This window comes from Nocardia sp. NPDC127579 (assembly GCF_042672005.1).
In the GTDB taxonomy this organism is placed as follows: Bacteria; Actinomycetota; Actinomycetes; order Mycobacteriales; family Mycobacteriaceae; genus Nocardia.
In genome coordinates this window covers 396713-415139 of record NZ_JBHXVZ010000006.1, presented here as the reverse complement: position 1 = coordinate 415139, position 18427 = coordinate 396713, and the positions used below count along the sequence as shown (strand labels likewise).

Genomic DNA, 18427 nt, shown 5'->3' with positions numbered 1-18427 from the left:
GCCAACCTATTCCGAGGAAGCGCCACCGATGTCCACCACCCTTTTCCAGCACCGTGACTACCGCAAATTGTTCACCGCCCAGGTGTCGGCCCTGTTCGGCACCGGATTGACCACTGTCGCACTGGGTCTGCTCGCCTACGAGCTGGCGGGTGCCGACGCGGCCGCCGTGCTCGGCACCGCGCTCACCATCAAGATGTTCGTCTACGTGACCCTCGCCCCCGTCGTGGCGGCGTTCGCACACCGGCTGCCGCGCCGCTCGTTCCTGGTGACGCTCAACGGAATTCGCGGCGCGATCGTGCTGGGCCTGCCGTTCATCGACCAGGTGTGGCAGATCTATGTACTGATCGCGATCCTGCAAGCCGCCTCGGCCGCGTTCACTCCCACCTACCAGGCGATCATTCCCGATATCCTGCCCGACGAACACGACTACACCCGGGCCCTGTCGGCCGCCCAGCTGGCCGCGACCATGGAGACCCTGCTCAGCCCGATGCTCGCCGCCGCGGCCCTGACCCTGATCAGCTTCCACTGGCTGTTCGTCGGCACCGCGATCGGCTTCGCGGTCTCGGCCGCCCTGGTGCTGGCGACCCGGATCCCGCACTCGACGGCCACCGCTGCGGGCAGCTTCCGCGACCGAATCACGGTGGGGCTGCGGATCTTCGCCGCCACCCCGCGGTTGCGCGGTCTGCTCGGCCTGAACCTGGTGGTCGCGGCGGCCGGGTCGATGATCATGGTCAATACCGTCAACTACGTCCGCGACACCCTGGGCGGCACCCAGTCCGGCGTGGCGATATTGCTGGCCGCCAACGGTTTCGGCACCATGCTGGTCGCCCTGGCGCTGCCCCGGATCCTGGACCGGACCGATCCCCGGCCGGTCATGCTCACCGGCGCGACCGCGCTCGTGCTGGGGCTGGCCGCCGCCATCGGCCTGTCCACCGCCGGATCCGGCGACTGGCGCTGGACCGCGGCCATCGCGATCTGGGCGCTGATCGGCGCGGGCACCGCGGCCATCCTCACCCCGACCGGCCAGCTGCTGCGCCGCTCGGCCCAGCCCGGTGACCGGCCGGCCCTGTTCGCGGCCCAGTTCTCGCTGTCGCACCTGGCCTGGCTGCTCACCTACCCGATCGCCGGCCGGGTGACCACCGCCGCCGGATTCACCGCCACATGGATCACGCTGATCGTCCTGGCGGGCGCGGGAATCGTTGCCGCCCAGCGGCTGTGGCCGCGCCACGACCCGGCGCAGCTCACCCACCTGCACGAGATCGGCAGCATCGATCCCGCCCGGCTGCTGGACGCGGAGCAGGTCGACGCCACCCACTACCGCCACACCCACCCCTACATCATCGACACCGACCACCCCCGCTGGCCGACCCGGCGCGAGCTGGCCATGGCCGCCTGAGCACCGACCGACGATTCGTGCCCCCGCACCGTGTGCGGGGGCACGAATCGTGTTGCGGCTCAGATCATTCCGGTGAGACGCCGGTGCGCCACTGCTCCCACGGGACGCCCCAGTCGCCGTTCTGCCAGATATTGAGCGGGTCGCCGCCGGTGTTGCGGACCTCGACCACGTCGCCCTGGCCTACGAAGTCGTAGAACCACTGTGCGTCGCCGGGGCCGAGGTTGAGGCAGCCGTGCGAGACATTGGTATTGCCCTGCGCCCAGACACTGGAGGCCAGCTCGTGCAGGAAGATGCCGTCGTGACTGATCCGGACGCCGTAGTTGATCATCACGTCGTAGCCGTCGGCGCCGGTCAGGCCGTAGCTGGCCGAGGTCATCTTCACCGGATGCTGGCGTTGCAGCACGGTGTAGACGCCTGGCGGAGTCCAGAACGAGAGCACATTGCCGCCCGCGTAAGTCGTGCCGCCCTTGCCCATCGAGGTGGGCATACTGCGCACCAGCTGGCCGTTCTCGAAGACGTCGACATGCTTGGTGTTGTCGTCGGCGACAGCGATGCGCTCGGGTCCGATATGCACGGTGACCCGCTGGTTGCGCGCACCGTAAAGACCGTCGCCGAGTCTGGCGCCGTAGATGTCCGAGACGACGGTGACCTTGGTGCCGGGCTTGTGATAGTGCTCCGGACGCCAGTGCGCGTTCTTGTCGCTGAGCCAGTACCACCCGCCCTCGACCGGCGGGTCGGTGATCACCGACAGATTCCGTTCGGCCGCGACGCGATCGACCGGTTCGTCGAAGACCGCGACCACGACCAGCCCCACGCCGTGGGTGTCCCCCTCGACCAGGTCGTCCAGGCTCGCCGAGCGCAGCGCGACATCGGTGAGTTTGTCCGGACGCACCGAGGTGCAGGTGGTGGTCGCGGTGACCTCGCCGGTCTCGCCGTGTGCCACGGCCTTGACCGCGTAGGTGTGTCCGTAGCCGAGCGGTTCGGTGCTGTACCAGGTCCGCTTGTCGGGGGTGAGTATGCCCGGCAGCGGCCGGCCGGTCTCGTCGATCCATTCGACCGAGGTGAGCGTGCCGCCGACGACCCCGGCGGTGGCGACCTTGCGCGGGTCCGCCGCCGGGCCGTCCGGGGCCGGGCCGAACGTGATGGCCGCCGGAGTCGCGGCGGGCGGATCCTTGCGCGCCGTCCCACATCCCGCCAGAACGGTCGCACCGGCCAATCCGGCCAATATCTGCCGCCGTCGCATTGCCACCGCGCACTCCCTTCGCCGCCGATCGACTACCGAATTGCTGTATAGCAAACATTCAGCAACCGCAGGCGGCGTGTCCGCGGTCCGCGACCGTTCCGACGCGTAACCGACACCTACGGCCCGGCAGGCTCGAGCTCCGCGAGACCGGACAGGGCCGGCGGCAGCACGCCCTCGAACAGCACCCCGAGCCGCTGGGTCGCGCGCGTCAACGCGACATACAGCTCGGCCGCACCGCGCGGACCGTCGGCCAGAATCCGCGCCGGATCCACCACCAGCACCGCATCGAACTCGAGCCCCTTGGTCTCCGAGGCCGGAACGGTACCGGGCAGGCCCGGCGGCCCGATCACCACACAGGTCCCCTCCCGATCCGCCTCCGCCCGCGCGAATTCCGCGATCGCGACCGGCACCTCGTCCGCGGTGACCCGGCGCGACCACGGCCGCACACCGCAGGCGCGCACCGACTCCGGCGGCCGCACTCCCGGCGCGAACTCGGCCAGCACCGCGCCCGCGACCGCCATGATCTCGGCCGGGGTGCGATAGTTCACCGTCAGCGACCGGTAGGCCCAGCGGCCCGGCACATAGGGTTCGAACACCGCGGCCCACGAGCGCGCGCCCGCCGCCGAACGACGCTGCGCCAGATCACCGACGACGGTGAACGACCGACTCGGGCACCGTCGCATCAGCACCCGCCAGTCCATCCCCGAGAGCTCCTGCGCCTCGTCGACCACGACGTGCCGGTAGGTCCAGCTCCGGTCCGCCGCAGCGCGTTCGGACAGCTCCCGGTGGTCGCGTTCGACGAATCGGTCCGCGAGGTCGTCACCGAAGAGCATGTCGGTGGCGAACAGGTGATCCTCGTCGTCCATGTGATCCTCGCGGCTGACCAACAGGTCCAGTACGCCGGCCGCGTAGTCGGCCTGGGCCTTGCGCTCGCGCCGGGCCGCGGCCTCCGCGGCCGTGGTGTCCTGACCCAGGAGTTCGGCCAGTTCGTCCAGCAGCGGCGCGTCCGAGACCGTCCAGGCGTCACCCCGCGCGCGCAGCAGCGCCGGGTCCGCGCCCGCCGCGCGGAGCCGATCCGCCGAGGACAGCAGGTCCGCCAGCACCTGCTCGGGCGTCAACAGCGGCCAGAGGTCCGCCACCGCGGCCGTGAACGTCGCGTTCTCGGCCAGTTCACGCAGCAGGTCACCGCGCAGTTCCTCCCACGCCGCCTTGTCGTCCCGGGTCAGCCAGCCCTTGCCGATGCGCGGTATCGCGCGTTCGGTCAGCGCCCAGGTGAGCACCTCGAGAAAGACCGTGCGCGCCTCGTTGTGCGGCCGGTCGCTCGCGCGCGCCTCGTCGCGGGCCCAGCCGACGATGTCCGCGCCGAGTCGCACGGTGATGTCGGCCAGATCCAGTGCGATCGGCTCCGCGGGCACCTGCTGGCGGTCGGCCACCGCCGCCCGCAACACCTCGACGATCGCCAGGGCGCCCTTGACCCGCGCGACCTCCGGGCTGTCCTCGGCCGTCGCGGTGATTCCGGGCATCAGGTCACCGGTCGTGGTGAACACCACATTCGATTCGCCGAGCGAAGGCAGCACATGCGAAATATGGCTCAGGAACGCCGGATTGGGGCCGACCACCAGCACGCCGTTGCGTTCCATCTGCTTACGCCGGGTGTAGAGCAGATACGCCACCCGGTGCAGCGCCACCACCGTCTTACCGGTGCCCGGACCGCCCTCGATGACCAGCACGCCCGGATGCTCCAGGCGGATGATCTCGTCCTGTTCGGCCTGGATGGTCGCGACGATGTCGCGCATGCCCGCCCCGCGCGGCGCGTTCACCGCGGCCAGCAGCGCCGCGTCCGCGCCGTGCACCGCGCCGTCCGGGCGGCCGAGCACCTCGTCGGTGAAATCGACCACCTGTCGGGCACGGGTGTGGAACTGGCGGCGGCGCGCCATGTTCTCCGGGCTCGCCGCGGTCGCCACATAGAACGGCCGCGCGGCCGGAGCCCGCCAGTCCAGCAGCAGCGGCTCGAATTCGTTCGCCTCGTCGAAGATGCCGATCCGCCCGATGTAGGACCGCTCACCCGTCACATCGTCCAGCCGCCCGAAGCACAGGCCGTGGTCGGCCACGTCCAGCCGCGTGACCTCCTTGGCCAGCGCCCGCACCTCGAAATCCCGCTCCATGGCGGGCATACCGTTGCCCCGCAGCACCTCGCGGTAGCGCCCCTGCACCCGCGCCCGCTCCGCATCCAACCGTTCGTACAACCCAGCCACATACTCCCGCTCGGCCCGCAGCTCTTCCTCGTACCCCTGAGTCGACACAGTCATCAACACCTCCCATTTCCGCAGGTCCAAGCACCGGCCAGCGATTATGCGCCCCCACCCCGCCCTTGCCGCAAGCCCCGGGGTGCGCTATACAGTGAAGAGGGACGGGGGAAACACACACCATTTTTCGGATCGCGATATCCAGCCCCAGCAATCGCAGCGCCGTGGCTGCCACGACCGCATCGATCGCGTACTTGTGGCCGTGCAGACCGGGCAACGAGACCGGCGGTCATCCTGACCTCCGATACCGACGACATGAAGAGCTGTGCGGCGAACGGGTGCGCATCGTCGCGGTCTGATGGCTGATCGGGTCAGGTCGGTTGCTGGGGCAGGATCTCCAGGAAGCGGGTTGCGGGCGGGGTGGGGTGGGACCAGGCGGCGGCCAGCGGGACGGTGGGGGCGGCGGGGACGGTGCGGTAGACGACTCCGGGTCTGGTTGCCGTGGCTACGCCGCGGGTGACGAAACCGATGCCCGCGCCCGCGGCGACCAGACCGGCCAGGGTGGTGACGGGGGTGGCCTCCTGGACGATGCGCGGTTCGACACCCGCGGCGCGGAAGCAGGCGACGACCTTGTCGAACAGGACCGGACCGACGTGGCGCGGTGCGCTGAGCAGTGGCTCATCGGCGAGATCGGAGAAGGAGATCGCCGATCGACCGGCGAGCCGGTGGCCGACCGGGAGTGCGAGCACCAACGGCTCGGCAGGTAGGTGGCGCATATGCAGGTGCGGGCGCTCCAGCGGCGGGTGCAGGATCGCGAGGTCGATCTCGCCGCGGTCCAGCGCCTCTTCCAGCGCCGGTGAATTGACCTCCACCAGATCGACCTCCACCTCCGGGTACGCGGTGCGAAAGGCCTGGATCGCCTGCGGCAGTTCGGTATACGACGCGATCACGGTGAAGCCGAGACGTAACCGGCCCTGGAGCCCCAGCGCGGCCCGGCGCGCCGCGTCCGCCGCCTTTTCCCCCTGTGTCACAACGGCTCGCGCGTGTGGCCGGAACGCATGGCCCGCGGCCGTGAGGCGGACACCTCGCCGATTGCGTTCGAAAAGCCGTGCGCCGATATCGCGTTCGAGGGTGCGGATGCGCTGGCTCAAGGCGGGCTGGCTCAGGTGCAGTTCCTCCGCGGCCCGGCCGAAGTGCAGCGTCTGCGCGACCCGCAGGAAGCATTCGACCGAGCGCAGATCCATGCTGTGATCGTATTGCACTATCACACAAGCGGATATACCGATTGATCACGATCACCGGTATGCCGAGACTCGGTCTCATGCGAACCACGCTCTGTCTCTGCGCCGCCCTGGTCGTCCTCACCGCCTGCGGCGCCACCGACACCGAACCCGGGGTGACGATCGACCGGATCGTCGCCCTCTCCGACGGTGACCATCTCGCGAGCACCTACGTCGACGGCATCCTCGCCCCCGAGGCGAATCGCGACCTGCTGAGCACCCTGCGGATCGAGAACGGCCACGTCACCGCCGAACAGATCGAGGTGCCGAACTCGGTGACCTCCGCACCGGAGGTGCTCGCGCTGTCCCCGGACGGCACAACCGCTTTCGTCACCGAACGGCTCGGGCGACGGCAGCCGGGCGACACCCGGGCACAGCAGCTGCCGCCGGGCGATCGCCTGTTCGCCGTCGATCTGGCTCAGCCGCAACGGATCACCGCGACCGCCACCATCGCGCACTATCCCGAGGCGCTGGCCGTCAGCCCGGACGGGACCCGCATCGCCGTCGTCTCCAATACCGCCGAGGCGTCCTACCTCCAGCTGATTCCATGGAGCTCGACCGGATTCGGCGCACCGCGGGTATTCGACCTGGCCACGCTCGGCATCACCGGCCACGCCGCCGGCCCGCGCGGCGGCGTCCTCGCCACGAATGTGCAGTGGCATCCCGGCGGCCGCGCGCTGGCCGTGAACATCACGACCCAGGACCGGGTCGCGTTCTTCACCGTCGAGGACACCGTCCGGCCCTGGGGCGCGCCCGTGACCACCGGCCGCGATCCGTTCGTCGGCCGCTTCACTCCCGACGGCCGGCACTACATCACCTCGGACTGGGGCCGCGACCTCACCACCGGCAATCTCGCCGAACGCCTGCCCGCCACCCCGTCGAAGCTCAGCGTCATCCGCCTGGCCGAGGGCACGACCGGCCATCACGTCACCGCCACCGCCGAATCCGACCGCTCCGCCGAGGGCCTGGCCGTCAATCCGGCCGGGGACCGCGTCGCCACGATCAATATGCGCGGCACCGCTTTTCCGCCCGACGTCCCCGGCTACGACGAACAGGGCTCGGTCAGCCTGTTCCGCCTGGACCCCGCTACCGGCGCACTGACCGAACTCGGCGACTATCCCCTCGACGGCGTCCTGCCCGAGGGCGGCACCTTCGATCCGACGGGCCGCTATTTCCTCGCCTCCGTCTACCAGGGTCGCACCCCGACCTCGCCCGGTTCCGGAATCCAGATCTACCGCGTCACTGCCGACAGGCTCGTCCCCGCCCTGCGCGTCCCGCTGCCGCACGGCGTGCACCAGGTCGTCAGCAACTGACCCGGCGCGGACGACCGTCCGGCAACAGGAGTGCCGTCCGGCGTCCTTCGTCGAGAAGTCGCCGGACCCGGTCGGCGCCCGGCCGATGCCGTTCGGTGGCGGCAGCGACTCGTCAGGGTCGTCGTCCGAGCGTTCAGTCGTCCACGCCGCGGGCGGCGAGGGCGTCACCCATGGCGTCGGCGGTGCGCAGCGCGCGGACGAGAACGGGGGTGACCAGGGCGGTCATGGACCAGTGCAGGCCGCGGGCGCGGCGTGCTTCGGCGACCTCGTGAACGATGGTGGTCAGCAGGGGGACACAGCGAATGGCCAGCGCCAGGAGCAGGCCGATGCGGTCGGGGTCGACGCCGAATCGGCGCAGGGGCCCGAGGACGCGGGTGAGGGTGTCGAGCATGTCGGTGACGCGGGTGGTGAGGGTGACCAGGGCGGCGAGGGCCATCGAGATCAGGAGCAGGCCGCAGACCACGAGAGCCTGTGCGGGCGAGGTGAGGACCAGCTGGAAGACCGCGATGAGCAGCAGCATCCAGACCGCCGGACGAAGTTGTGCCACCGCGACTTTCACCGGGATGCGGGCGATCGCGTACAGGAGCGCGACGGCGGCAGCTACGAGGCCGACGCGTAATGGACTGTGCGCGAACACCGTTGCCGCGACGATGGCTACCAGCAGGAGCAGGATCTTCGCCCCGGCCGGAAGCCGATGCAGCGGCGAGGTTCCCGGCCGGTAGAGGCCGATCATCCGATCAGCGCCCGATAGGTATCGACGGCGTCGGCGGGCGTGCCGTCGTAGGCGATCGCACCCTCGTCGACGAGGATCACGCGATCGAAGCCGTCCAGTAGCGCCAATTGGTGGGTCACCACGATCACCTGCTGGTCCAGCGCGTCGAGCGCCTGGGCGACGACGCGGGCGTTGCGCAGATCCAGCAGGGTGGTCGGTTCGTCGGCGATGATCAGCTCGGGGCGGCGGATGAGCACGGCGCCCAGCGCCAGCAGCTGCTTCTGACCACCGGAGAGCAGGTGCGAGGGGTGCTCGGCGTGCCCGGTGAGCTGGAATCGTTCCAGCGTCGCCCCGACCCGGGCCGCGACCTCCGATCGGGTCAGTCCGGAACGGCGTAGCGAGAACGCCAGATCCTCGGCGACCGTCGGCATGACGATCTGGGTGTCGGGATCGGTGAAGACGAATCCGACCTTGCGCCGCACCCGCGCCCCGTTGCGCGCGGTGTCCAGACCGTCGACCGTGACTTGCCCCCGGGACGGGATCAGCAGTCCGTTGAACATGCGGGCCAGTGTCGATTTGCCGGACCCGTTGGCGCCGATGATCCCGACCCGACGCTCGGTGATCCGCAGGTCGATGCCCGCGAGCACCTGTCGTTCCCCGAAGGCGTGGTGCACGCCGTCGACGACGATCTCAGGCACGAATCAGCCCCGGGTAGGCCCGGTGCACACCCTTGGCCACCACGGTCGCCACCACCACCTTGGCCAGATCGCCCGGAATGAACGCGAAATTGGTGGAGATCGCGTGCGACAGATCCAGGTCGGTGCGCAGCAGCAGACCCAGCGACCCGCACAGGTAGATGATCACGAGTCCGCCGAACGCGTTGATCACCAGTCCGAACACGACCGGGTATTTCGGCAGGATCCGCGCGGTGAGCAGTCCGATGAACAGCGTGGCCGGAATCCAGCCGACCAGGTATCCGGCCGTCGGGCTGGACAGCGCCGTGAGACCGGTGCGCCCGCCCGACAGCAGCGGCAGACCGAGCATGGTCAGCGCGATGAACACCAGCACCGCGGCCGTGCCTTTGCGCGCGCCGAGCACCGCGCCCGCCAGGATGACGCCGAGGGTCTGCACCGTGATCGGTACGCCGCTGAAGCCGACGGTGATCGCGCCCGGGAGGCCCAGCGCGGCGATCAGTGCCGCGAAGACGGCGATCTGTGCCAGTTCCCGGGCGGAGAACGCGGCCTTCGCCGCTCGGGTGTGTTCCATGACCGTTTTCCTCCACTACCTGCTTGAACGACGTTCAAGATAGCAAGCGGTCGTTCGGCCCGAACCGCGGAACCCGGGCCGGACTGGACAGGTCGCTTCCCCGTGCCGCGATTCGGAAGGTTAGGCTAACTTCATGACGATGGATCGCAGCGCCTACGCCGAACGCATCGCCGAAGTGCTCGCCGGGCAGCACGGCGCGAAAGTCGGCTACCCGATCGGCCTGTGCGAGGCCGAGGTGGTCGGCAGCGTCCCGGTCGGTTCGGGCCTGCTGCGCCTGACCTTCCGCGGCCCCGACCTCGAAGGCTTCCACAGCTACGTGCCGGACGAGCATGTGCGCCTGATCTTTCCGGACGACAACGGCGACCTGCACCTGCCCGAACGGGTTGGGCTGTCACTGGAATGGGGTGCGCCCCGGCCGATTTCGCGCGAATACACCGTGCGCCGGCACGAGGGCGACGAGCTCGATATCGACTTCGCGATCCATCCGGGCGGGCTCGCCTCGGACTGGGCGCTGGCGGTCCAACCCGGAACGCGCGTGCACATCGCCGGTCCCCCGGGCGGCGTGGTGGTGCCGAAGACCTACGACAAGTACCTGCTCGCCGGTGACATCACCGCACTGCCCGCCATCGCCCGATGGCTGGAGTGGTTGCCGCGCACCGCATCCGGTTGGGCGATCATCGAGATCGGCGTCGCGGGTGAGCGGATCGAACTCGACCCACCGGCCGGCGTCCAGGTGCGCTGGGTGCTGCGGGACGGCGCTCCGGGGACCGGCGACGCGCTGGAACAGGCGGTACGTGAGGTGAAAGCGCCCGAGGGAGAACGCGTTTACGCATGGATCGCCGGTGAAGCCGGTTGCCTGCGCCCCCTGCGCCGCTGGGTGCGGACCGAGTTGGGAGCCGGAGCGAAGGATTCGCTCGTTGCGGGCTACTGGAAGCGCGGGGTCGCGGACTACGACCGGGACGAATAGCGGTCCGACCGCCGTCCAGGCGGGGCCGCGCGTCGACCGCGGACGTACCGTCGCGTCCGAAACGCGGCGCTATCGTGCCGTGCGCACCCGATTCGCCGACACCAGCAGGTGTTTCGACCGATTCCGCAGGACTTCGCCGACCATGGACGTCGGCCGTTCGCACTGAACGAACGGCCGACGCCCCATCGGTCAGCCCTCCACTGTGCGGACCGTCCCCGCCGCCACGGTCCGACCGCCCTCGCGGACGGCGAACCCGAGTCCGGGCTCGAGCGGGACCGGCTGGCCCAGCGTCACCGTCACCTCGACGGTGTCACCCGGGTGGGCGGGCGCGGCGAGCGTGACGTCGCCGACGACGTCACCGGTGCGCAGGTAGAACTGCGGCCGGTAGCCGGAGGTGATCGGCGTGCGCCGGCCGCCCTCCGCCGCCGACAGCAGGTGCAGGCGCGCGGTGCAGCGGGTGTGCACGGCGATACTGCCGGGCACGGCCACGACCTGACCGCGCCGGATCTGACCGCGCTGCACACCACGCAGCAGCAGCGCGACATTGTCCCCGGCCTCCGCGAACTCCATTGTCCGCCCGAAGGTTTCGACTCCGGTGACCACGGACTCCAGTTCCGCACCGTATCCGAGGACCGCGACCCGATCCCCCATCCGGATCCGCCCACGCTCCACCGCGCCCGTGACGACGGTGCCGCGCCCGGTGATGGTGAGCACATTCTCGATCGGCAACAGGAACGGCCCGTCGGTGTAGCGCACCGGTGTGGGGATGTGGGTGTCCACCGCGTCCAGCAGGCGCAGCACCGCCGCGGACCAGTGCGGGTCGCCCTGGAGCGCCCGCAGCCCCGATACCGGCACCACCGGCGTACCCGCGCCGTCGTATCCGTTGGCGCTCAACAGCTCCCGCACCTCGAGCTCCACCAGCTCGAGCAGCTCGGCGTCACCGGCGTCGGCCTTGTTCAGCGCGACCACCAGGTGTTCCACTCCGACCTGCCGGGCCAGCAGCACGTGCTCGATCGTCTGCGGCATCACCCCGTCCTCGGCCGACAGCACCAGGATCGCGCCGTCGACCTGGGCCGCGCCGGTGATCATGTTCTTCACGAAGTCGGCGTGCCCCGGCATGTCCACATGCGCGTAATGCCGTGTGTCGGTTTCGTATTCGACGTGCGCGATATTGATGGTGATTCCGCGCGCGAGTTCTTCCGGCGCGCGGTCGATCCGCTCGAACGGGACGAACGAACCACCGCCGCGCTCGGCGAGCACCTTGGTGATGGCGGCGGTCAGCGTGGTCTTGCCGTGGTCGACGTGACCCATGGTGCCGATGTTGAGGTGCGGCTTGGTGCGAACGAAGGCCTGCTTGGCCATGATGAATCCTTGTCTGGGAGTCGGGAATTCGGAACCTCGGCGACGAACGACCTTCCCCGCCTGAGGTCCCGGGGACGTCCCGGAGAAGGTCAGCTTCGTGCGCCGTCGAATGCGACTGCCAGGGCAGCCGTCATCGCGCCCGCGGGCGTAGCGATGAACAGCTGCTGGAACATGCACCAATGATGCAGCGCGGGCCGGCGCCCACGCCACCGATTTATCAGGCTCCGAGCAGGCCCTTGGCGATGTGGGTCACCTGGATCTCGTTGCTGCCCGCGTAGATCATCAGCGACTTGGCGTCGCGGGCCAGCTGCTCGACCTTGTACTCACGCATGTAGCCGTTGCCACCGAAGAGCTGCACGGCCTCCATGGCGACCTCGGTCGCGGCGCGCGAGGAGTACAGCTTCATCGCCGAAGCCTCGGCCAGCGAGACCTTTTCCCCCGCGGCGGTGCGCTCGATGGCGTTGAACACCATGTTCTGCACATTGATTCGCGCCACTTCCATCTCGGCCAGTTTGAGCTGGATGAGCTGGAACTGGGCGATCTCGCGGCCCCACAGGGTGCGCGACTTCGCGTAATCCACGCAGAGCCGGTGGCATTCGTTGATGATGCCCAGCGCGAGCGAGGCGATGCCGATGCGTTCGGCGGCGAAGGACTCCTTGGCGCTGTCCTTGCCGTCGCCCTTGGCCGGGTTCTCGGTTTCGCCGAGCAGGCGGTCCTTGCCGATCCGGACATTGTCGAAGAACAGTTCGCCGGTGGGCGAGGAGTTCATGCCCATCTTCTTGAACGCGGGACTCTGGACGAAACCCTCCATGCCCTTGTCCAGCACGAAGGCCAGCACCTTGCGGTCACGGCGGTCGACGCTGGGGTCGCCCTCGTCGAGCTTGGCGTAGACGACGGTGACATCGGCGTGCGGGCCGTTGGTGATGAAGGTTTTGCGGCCGTTGAGGATGTAGTCCTCGCCGTCGCGGCGCACATAGGATTTCATGCCGCCGAACGCGTCCGAGCCGGAGTCGGGTTCGGTGATGGCCCAGGCGCCGACCTTCTCGAAGGTGACCAGCTCCGGCAGCCAGCGCTTCTTCTGCGCCAGGGTGCCGCGACTGCGGATGGTGCCGACCGTCAGGCCGAGCGAAACACCCATGGAGGCGACCAGCCCCAGGCTGACGCCGGCGAGTTCGCTGTTCAGGATGACGCCCATGCTGCCGGCGCCGCTGAACCCGCCGCCGGGCTTGTCGGCCGCGGGTGCTTCGCCGCGTTCCCGGGCTTCATCGCGCGCGATCGTCTTCTGCAGGCTCTCCCGGGCCAGTTCGTCCATGCCGAAGGTGGCGTAGAGCTTGCGGATGATGTCGAAGGGTGGCAGTTCGCCGCTCTCGAGCCGCTCGACGTGCGGGGTGATCTCTTTGTCGATGAATCCGCGCAGCGCGTCGCGGAACATCAGGTCGGTGTCGGACCACTGGTACATCGTGCAAACTCCCACGGATCGCCGGAACGGGTGCCCCAAATATAGAACACGTTCTAGTGGGATTCGGCGCGGCGGTACGCGTACACCGCCAGGCGGACGCGGTTGTCGCAGCCGGTCTTGTCCATGAGGTTGCCCACGTGCGTCTTCACCGTGGTGACGCCCAGGTGCAGCCGGTCCGCGATCTCCTGATTGCCCAGCCCCGCACCGACCAGGGCGAGCACTTCTTGTTCGCGCGGGGTGAGCGCGACGGTATCGGGCGCGCCGCGCGGGGCCACGAGCGCCCGGCCGACCAACCGCGGCAGCAGCGCGGGCGAGAACGGCATGTCACCGTCGACGGCGCGCCGGATCGCGGCGAGCAGGTCGGGTGCGGCGGTGTCCTTGACCAGGAACCCGGTCGCGCCCGCGGCGAGCGCCGGATAGAGATGATCGTCGTCGTCGAACGTGGTGAGCACCAGAACCTTTGCCGCAGGACGGGATCCGACTATCTGCCGGGTGGCGGCCACTCCGTCCAGGCCCGGCATCCGCAGATCCATCAGAATCAGGTCGGGCTCCGATTCGGCACTGGCCCGCACCGCCTCCACACCATCCCCCGCCTCACCCACGACCTGTAAGTCGTCGGTCGATTCCAGCAGCATCCGCAACCCCGCCCGAATCAGCCGCTGATCATCGACGATCAATACCCGGATCACCGCACACCCTCCTGCGCCGAGACCAGCGGCAACCACGCACGGACGATCCACCCGCGCTCAGCGGGCTCCCCGATCCGCGATTCGACCACCGGCACACCCGAACCGGCGCGACCGACACCGGGACCGACGGTGAGGGTGCCGCCTGCGATGTCGACACGTTCGCGGATTCCGATCAGACCGTGCCCCGAGGGGTGTGCGTCGCCGTGGCCCCTGTTGATGATCTGGACCGCTATTCCCTTGTCGGCGTAGGACATTCGGACGGTTACCGGCGCTGCGGGATCGGCGTGCTTCATGACGTTGGTGAGGGATTCCTGGACCACGCGCAGGAGGGTGAGGCGGCCGACGGCGTCCAGGCCGGCGAGGTCGGGTTCCAGGTCGGCGTCGACGGTGAAGCCCGCGGCGCGGGCGCGATCGACCGCCGCGGCGATCTCGCGGCCGAGGGTGCCGGATTCGACGAGGGCGACAGCGCCGAGATCGGGGTCGCGCAGGGCGACGAGGAGCCGGCGGATATCGGTGAGCGAATCGGAGGCGGCGGCGTGCACGTCGTCGAGTACCGAGACCACCCGCGGGTCGGGGTCGTCGAGCACATACCGGGCGACCTCGATGCGCAGCACGATGGAGGCCATGTGATGGGCGACCAGGTCGTGCAGTTCGCGGGCCATGGCGGCGCGTTCGGCGGCGCGGGTGCGCTCTTCGGCCTCGGCCCGGCGCAGTTCGGCGGCCACCGCCTCCAGCCGGAACTTCCGGGCGAGATCGCGCTGGGCCCGCAGATACAGGCCGAGCAGCAGCGGCAGCCCCGCGTACGCGACGACCTCCAGCGCGATCGCGCCCCGCCGGAACGGCACGTGATCGAACCACAGCCCGATCAGCACGGCCGCCGCCCAGCATCCCGTCACCAGCCCGACCGCGCCGCGCCGGTGCGTGCGCGCCACCGCGTCGACCAACGCCACCGCCGCCACGTAGGGCACCAGTCCCGACAGCCCCCACGCATCGGTCAGGAACATCGGCACCGCCAGCACCGACAGCGCTACCGACACCGTGAGCGGCCACCGATTCCCCAGCGCGAACAACGCCGCCGCCGTCATCGCGAGCACCCAGTAACCCACGGGCACCCGGAACTCCCCCGGGAACGTACTCGCCAGCAGCAGCAACGGCACCAGCACCAACGGCACACAGCGCAGCAGCAACCACCGGTCACGGCGGAAAACGAATTCGCTCACCGGCCCACGGTAAGCGACGCCGCCCCGGTGCCGACTCGTCCCCCGGGAGGAGTTGACAGCACGTCCGCTACCCGGCAGCAAATAGTCGGCGGCCCTCCGCAGCCGCCACTTCACAAGCCGAGCAGCGACAACACCCGCCCGATCGCGCCATCGATCACGCAAACGAGCATGCGAACTCCAACCCCGGGGGGGCGGACGCTTCGATTCGGCAGTGAACTCCGCGAACGTGGTGCCCGCATCCGATCCGCGCGCCGGGTCGTGTCCAAGCCGTCGGGCAGCGGCTCGAACCGATCCGCAGCAATGCTGTGCGGACAGTGGCTACCACAGCGCAAACCATGCCGCAAGGGTCGCGAGGCGGAGGTTCCACGGGTCGATTCACGGCTCAGGGCAGGAGGGGCGGCGGGTTGATCGTCAGCAGGATTTCGGCATGAGTGTTTCGCGTAGAGGTTTTCTGGCCGGGCTCGCCATCGCGCCGGTCGCGGTCGGCTGCGCACGTCGGGCCGTCGCGACGGGGCCGCGAGCGCTGCCGATCCCACCCTTGGCCGAATCCGTGGTCGGAGCCGATGGGGTGCGGCGATTTCAGTTGACCATGCAGGTGGGCAACACCGAGATCTTGGCGGGAAAACGGACGCCCACCTGGGGAATCGATGGGCCGTATCTCGGGCCGACGCTGCGGGCGCGGCGCGGCGAGACCGTCGCCGTGCGGGTCCGCAACGAGTTGCCGGAGCCGTCCACACTGCATTGGCACGGCATGCGGGTACCGGCGCGGATGGATGGCGGGCCGCATCAGACGATCGCGGTGGGCGGGGAATGGACGCCGACGTGGACCGTGGCGCAGCAGGCCGCCACGCTCTGGTACCACCCGCACCCACACGGCGGCACCGAGAAGCACGTCTACCGGGGGCTGGCCGGGTTCTTCCTGCTCGACGACGACGTCGCCGACACCCTCGCGCTACCGAACGACTATGGGGTGGACGATATTCCGCTGGTGATCCAGGATCGGCGATTCCGCGCGGACGGCGGGCTGGACGAATCCGATCCCACCGACGTCGGCCTGCTCGGCGACACCATCGTCACGAACGGCATTGCGGGAGCGTACTTCCGCGCCCGCACCTCGCGGATTCGACTCCGGCTGCTCAACGGTTCCTCCGGACGGCTCTATCACCTCGGATTCGCCGACAACCGCGAGTTCCAGCTGATCGGCGGCGACGGCGGGTTGCTGCCACGGCCGGTTGCGCTGATCCGGATCCAGTTGAGCCCGGGCGAGCGCGCCGAGATCGTGGTACCGATCCAGCCCGATGACCGAGTCATGCTGCGCGCCTTACCGATCGAACAGCGCGGCGAGCTCGACGCGGACCGGGCCCGCGAATTCGGCTTCGACGACACCTTCGACATTCTGGAACTGCGCGGCGCAAAGGAGCCGAGATCGTCCGCGGTCGTACCGGATGCACTCGTACCGATGACCCCGGTGCCCGCGGCGGCCGCGCTCGCGCGGCGGCACTTCGATCTCCAGTGGTTCCAGATCAACCGGCAGCGCATGGACATGAACCGCATCGACTTCACGGTCACACCGGACAGTGTCGAAGTGTGGACGGTCCGCAATGCCGACGACTGGCCGCACAACTTCCACATCCACGACGTCCAGTTCCAGGTCACCGAAATCGACGGCGCCGCACCGCCATCGGAGTTGGCGGGTTGGAAGGACACCGTCTACACCCGGCCCGGTTCCAGCTACACGCTGGCCATGCGGTTCGGCGCGCACACCGACCCGACCTACCCCTACATGTTCCACTGCCATCTGCTGCTGCACGAGGATCACGGCATGATGGGCCAGTTCCTGGCCCTCGCCCCCGGGCAGACGCCGGCGCCGATGTCGATGTCACACGGCTGATCACGACTTCCAGCGCGCCACCGCACGACCGATCGCTGTCGCCGGAGCCTCCCGATAGAGCCATTCGCGGGCGATTCGATGCCAGTTGTTGGTGGTGCGCAACTGGCCGAGCGCCGCGAAGGTGAACAGGTCGGCGCGGCGGGAGAACACGTGCTCCGCCGGAAGACGCTGGTACCGCATGCCTTTGAACTCGGCGGCCCGGGGATCGACGGCCATGATCACCGCGCCGGTGGCCAGCTCGGGAGTGATGGTGATGTCCTCGTCGAGCAGGTGCCAGCCCGCCGCCGCCCAGACATAGTCGAGGACTTCCTGTGCGGACACCCCGGATTCCGGGTCGAGGATGCCGTTGGCGACCCAGGCCCGGTACAGGTCGTCCGCGCGGTATTCGCCCGCGGCGAGCAGGCATTCGCGCTCCAGTTCGACATGCGCGACATCCATCGTGTTGTAGAGCCCGAAGTCGACGAACCCGACCCGCCCGTCGGGAGCGAGCAGGATATTGCCCGGATGCGGGTCGCCACAGAATTCGTAGTCGGAGAACAGCGTGCCCACATAGAAGCGGTAGACCAGTTCGCCGATCCGGTCGCGATCGGCGGCGGGCAGCTCGCGGATCTCGTCGAAGGACTGTCCCGCAACGAATTCCGTCACCAGCACGTGCGGCCCGCACAGCTCGCCGATGCTGTCGGGCACCGTGATGAACGGGTGCCCGCGATAGCGTTCGGCGATGCGATGCTGGGTCAGCGCTTCCCGCGGATAGTCGAGTTCGCCGCCGATATTGCGGGCGATCTCCTCGAGTACCTCGGTGTCGGCGGCACTGGGCAGCACCGACTTCCACAGTCGGCTGAACAATGCGAGATTGCGCATATCCGCCTCGACGGCGTCGTCGACGCCGGGATATTTCACCTTCACCGCGACCTCGCGGCCGTCGTGCAGCCGGGCCCGGTAGACCTGACCGATCGAGGCGGCCGCGATGGCGTTCTCGTCGAAATCCGCGAAATGTCGTGCCAGCGGCCCCAGATCACCCTCGATCACGGTGCGCATGGCCGCGAAGGGCACCTCCGGCGCCTGATCGCGCAACTCGGCGAGCTTGACCCGGAACAACTCCCGGTGTGATTCGGGCATCAGGTCGACATCGAGCACCGAGAGCATCTGCCCGACCTTCATGGCCGCGCCCTTGAGCCCGCCCAGCACGGTGACCAGTTGCTGCGCCGCCTGTAGCGTCGAGCGTTCGGCCAGCAGTTCACGCGCCTGCTCCGGCCGCCCGATCATCGACAGTCGGGTTCCGACCCCGCGCACGACCTGACCGGCTACCAGTTTGCCGATCCGCCCGCCGCGCACGATCCGCCCCTTCGGGACTCGACCGGTCATGACACCTCCCTGAAATCA

The 18427-nt window shown here is 69.2% G+C and carries 15 protein-coding genes; 4 read left to right on the top strand and 11 right to left on the bottom strand.

Features of this window, described 5'->3' with window-relative positions; genetic code table 11:
* The first annotated feature begins 28 nt into the window (after positions 1-28).
* A complete protein-coding gene (locus ACFVMC_RS22465) occupies positions 29-1396 on the top strand; it encodes an MFS transporter (protein WP_379213081.1) in 1368 nt (455 codons plus the stop codon).
* Between the two features lie 64 nt (positions 1397-1460).
* On the opposite strand, the gene ACFVMC_RS22460 is transcribed toward ACFVMC_RS22465, so the two are convergent.
* The 3 genes from ACFVMC_RS22460 to ACFVMC_RS22450 all read right to left on the bottom strand — a co-directional run bounded on the left by ACFVMC_RS22460 (position 1461) and on the right by ACFVMC_RS22450 (position 6129).
* Positions 1461-2639, bottom strand: coding sequence for an Ig-like domain-containing protein (locus tag ACFVMC_RS22460; RefSeq protein ID WP_379213287.1), 1179 nt, complete (start codon positions 2637-2639; stop codon positions 1461-1463).
* Between the two features lie 116 nt (positions 2640-2755).
* A complete protein-coding gene (gene helR / locus ACFVMC_RS22455) occupies positions 2756-4948 on the bottom strand; it encodes an RNA polymerase recycling motor ATPase HelR (RefSeq protein WP_379213080.1) in 2193 nt (730 codons plus the stop codon).
* Between the two features lie 308 nt (positions 4949-5256).
* Positions 5257-6129, bottom strand: coding sequence for a LysR family transcriptional regulator (locus ACFVMC_RS22450; protein WP_379213078.1), 873 nt, complete (start codon positions 6127-6129; stop codon positions 5257-5259).
* A gap of 77 nt (positions 6130-6206) precedes the next feature.
* On the opposite strand from ACFVMC_RS22450, the gene ACFVMC_RS22445 reads away from it, so the two are divergent.
* Positions 6207-7478, top strand: a complete 1272-nt coding sequence (locus ACFVMC_RS22445; RefSeq protein ID WP_379213077.1) for a hypothetical protein — start codon at positions 6207-6209, stop codon at positions 7476-7478.
* Positions 7479-7611: 133 nt separating this feature from the next.
* Here the strand turns inward: ACFVMC_RS22445 and ACFVMC_RS22440 are convergent, their stop codons facing one another.
* Genes ACFVMC_RS22440 through ACFVMC_RS22430 form a run of 3 tightly spaced genes read right to left on the bottom strand, consistent with a single transcriptional unit; the run spans position 7612 to position 9456 of the window.
* The gene (locus tag ACFVMC_RS22440) at positions 7612-8211 is read right to left on the bottom strand and encodes an energy-coupling factor transporter transmembrane component T family protein (protein ID WP_379213075.1); all 600 of its coding nucleotides are present in this window, start codon (positions 8209-8211) and stop codon (positions 7612-7614) included.
* A complete protein-coding gene (locus ACFVMC_RS22435) occupies positions 8208-8888 on the bottom strand; it encodes an energy-coupling factor ABC transporter ATP-binding protein (RefSeq protein ID WP_379213073.1) in 681 nt (226 codons plus the stop codon). Before ACFVMC_RS22435 ends, ACFVMC_RS22440 begins: the two co-directional genes overlap by 4 nt.
* Positions 8881-9456: a biotin transporter BioY gene (locus ACFVMC_RS22430; protein WP_379213071.1), complete on the bottom strand. Its 576-nt coding sequence runs from the start codon at positions 9454-9456 to the stop codon at positions 8881-8883. The genes ACFVMC_RS22435 and ACFVMC_RS22430 overlap by 8 nt, the downstream gene beginning before the upstream one ends.
* Before the next feature lie 139 nt (positions 9457-9595).
* Between ACFVMC_RS22430 and ACFVMC_RS22425 the strand changes: the two genes are divergently transcribed.
* On the top strand, positions 9596-10423 hold the full coding sequence (locus ACFVMC_RS22425) for a siderophore-interacting protein (RefSeq protein ID WP_379213285.1): 828 nt from the start codon (positions 9596-9598) through the stop codon (positions 10421-10423).
* Between the two features lie 189 nt (positions 10424-10612).
* Here the strand turns inward: ACFVMC_RS22425 and tuf are convergent, their stop codons facing one another.
* From tuf to ACFVMC_RS22405, 4 genes are all read right to left on the bottom strand, one after another.
* A complete protein-coding gene (gene tuf, locus ACFVMC_RS22420; RefSeq protein ID WP_379213069.1) occupies positions 10613-11785 on the bottom strand; it encodes an elongation factor Tu in 1173 nt (390 codons plus the stop codon).
* A gap of 217 nt (positions 11786-12002) precedes the next feature.
* Positions 12003-13244, bottom strand: a complete 1242-nt coding sequence (locus ACFVMC_RS22415) for an acyl-CoA dehydrogenase family protein (RefSeq protein ID WP_379213067.1) — start codon at positions 13242-13244, stop codon at positions 12003-12005.
* Between the two features lie 53 nt (positions 13245-13297).
* Positions 13298-13933, bottom strand: a complete 636-nt coding sequence (locus ACFVMC_RS22410) for a response regulator (protein ID WP_379213065.1) — start codon at positions 13931-13933, stop codon at positions 13298-13300.
* A complete protein-coding gene (locus ACFVMC_RS22405; protein ID WP_379213063.1) occupies positions 13930-15153 on the bottom strand; it encodes a sensor histidine kinase in 1224 nt (407 codons plus the stop codon). Before ACFVMC_RS22405 ends, ACFVMC_RS22410 begins: the two co-directional genes overlap by 4 nt.
* Positions 15154-15580: 427 nt before the next feature.
* Between ACFVMC_RS22405 and ACFVMC_RS22400 the strand changes: the two genes are divergently transcribed.
* Complete coding sequence (locus tag ACFVMC_RS22400) at positions 15581-17044, top strand: multicopper oxidase family protein (RefSeq protein ID WP_379213061.1); 1464 nt, start codon at positions 15581-15583, stop codon at positions 17042-17044.
* On the opposite strand, the gene ACFVMC_RS22395 is transcribed toward ACFVMC_RS22400, so the two are convergent.
* On the bottom strand, positions 17045-18409 hold the full coding sequence (locus tag ACFVMC_RS22395) for an ABC1 kinase family protein (protein WP_379213059.1): 1365 nt from the start codon (positions 18407-18409) through the stop codon (positions 17045-17047). It abuts the gene before it with no gap.
* Positions 18410-18427: the final 18 nt, after the last annotated feature.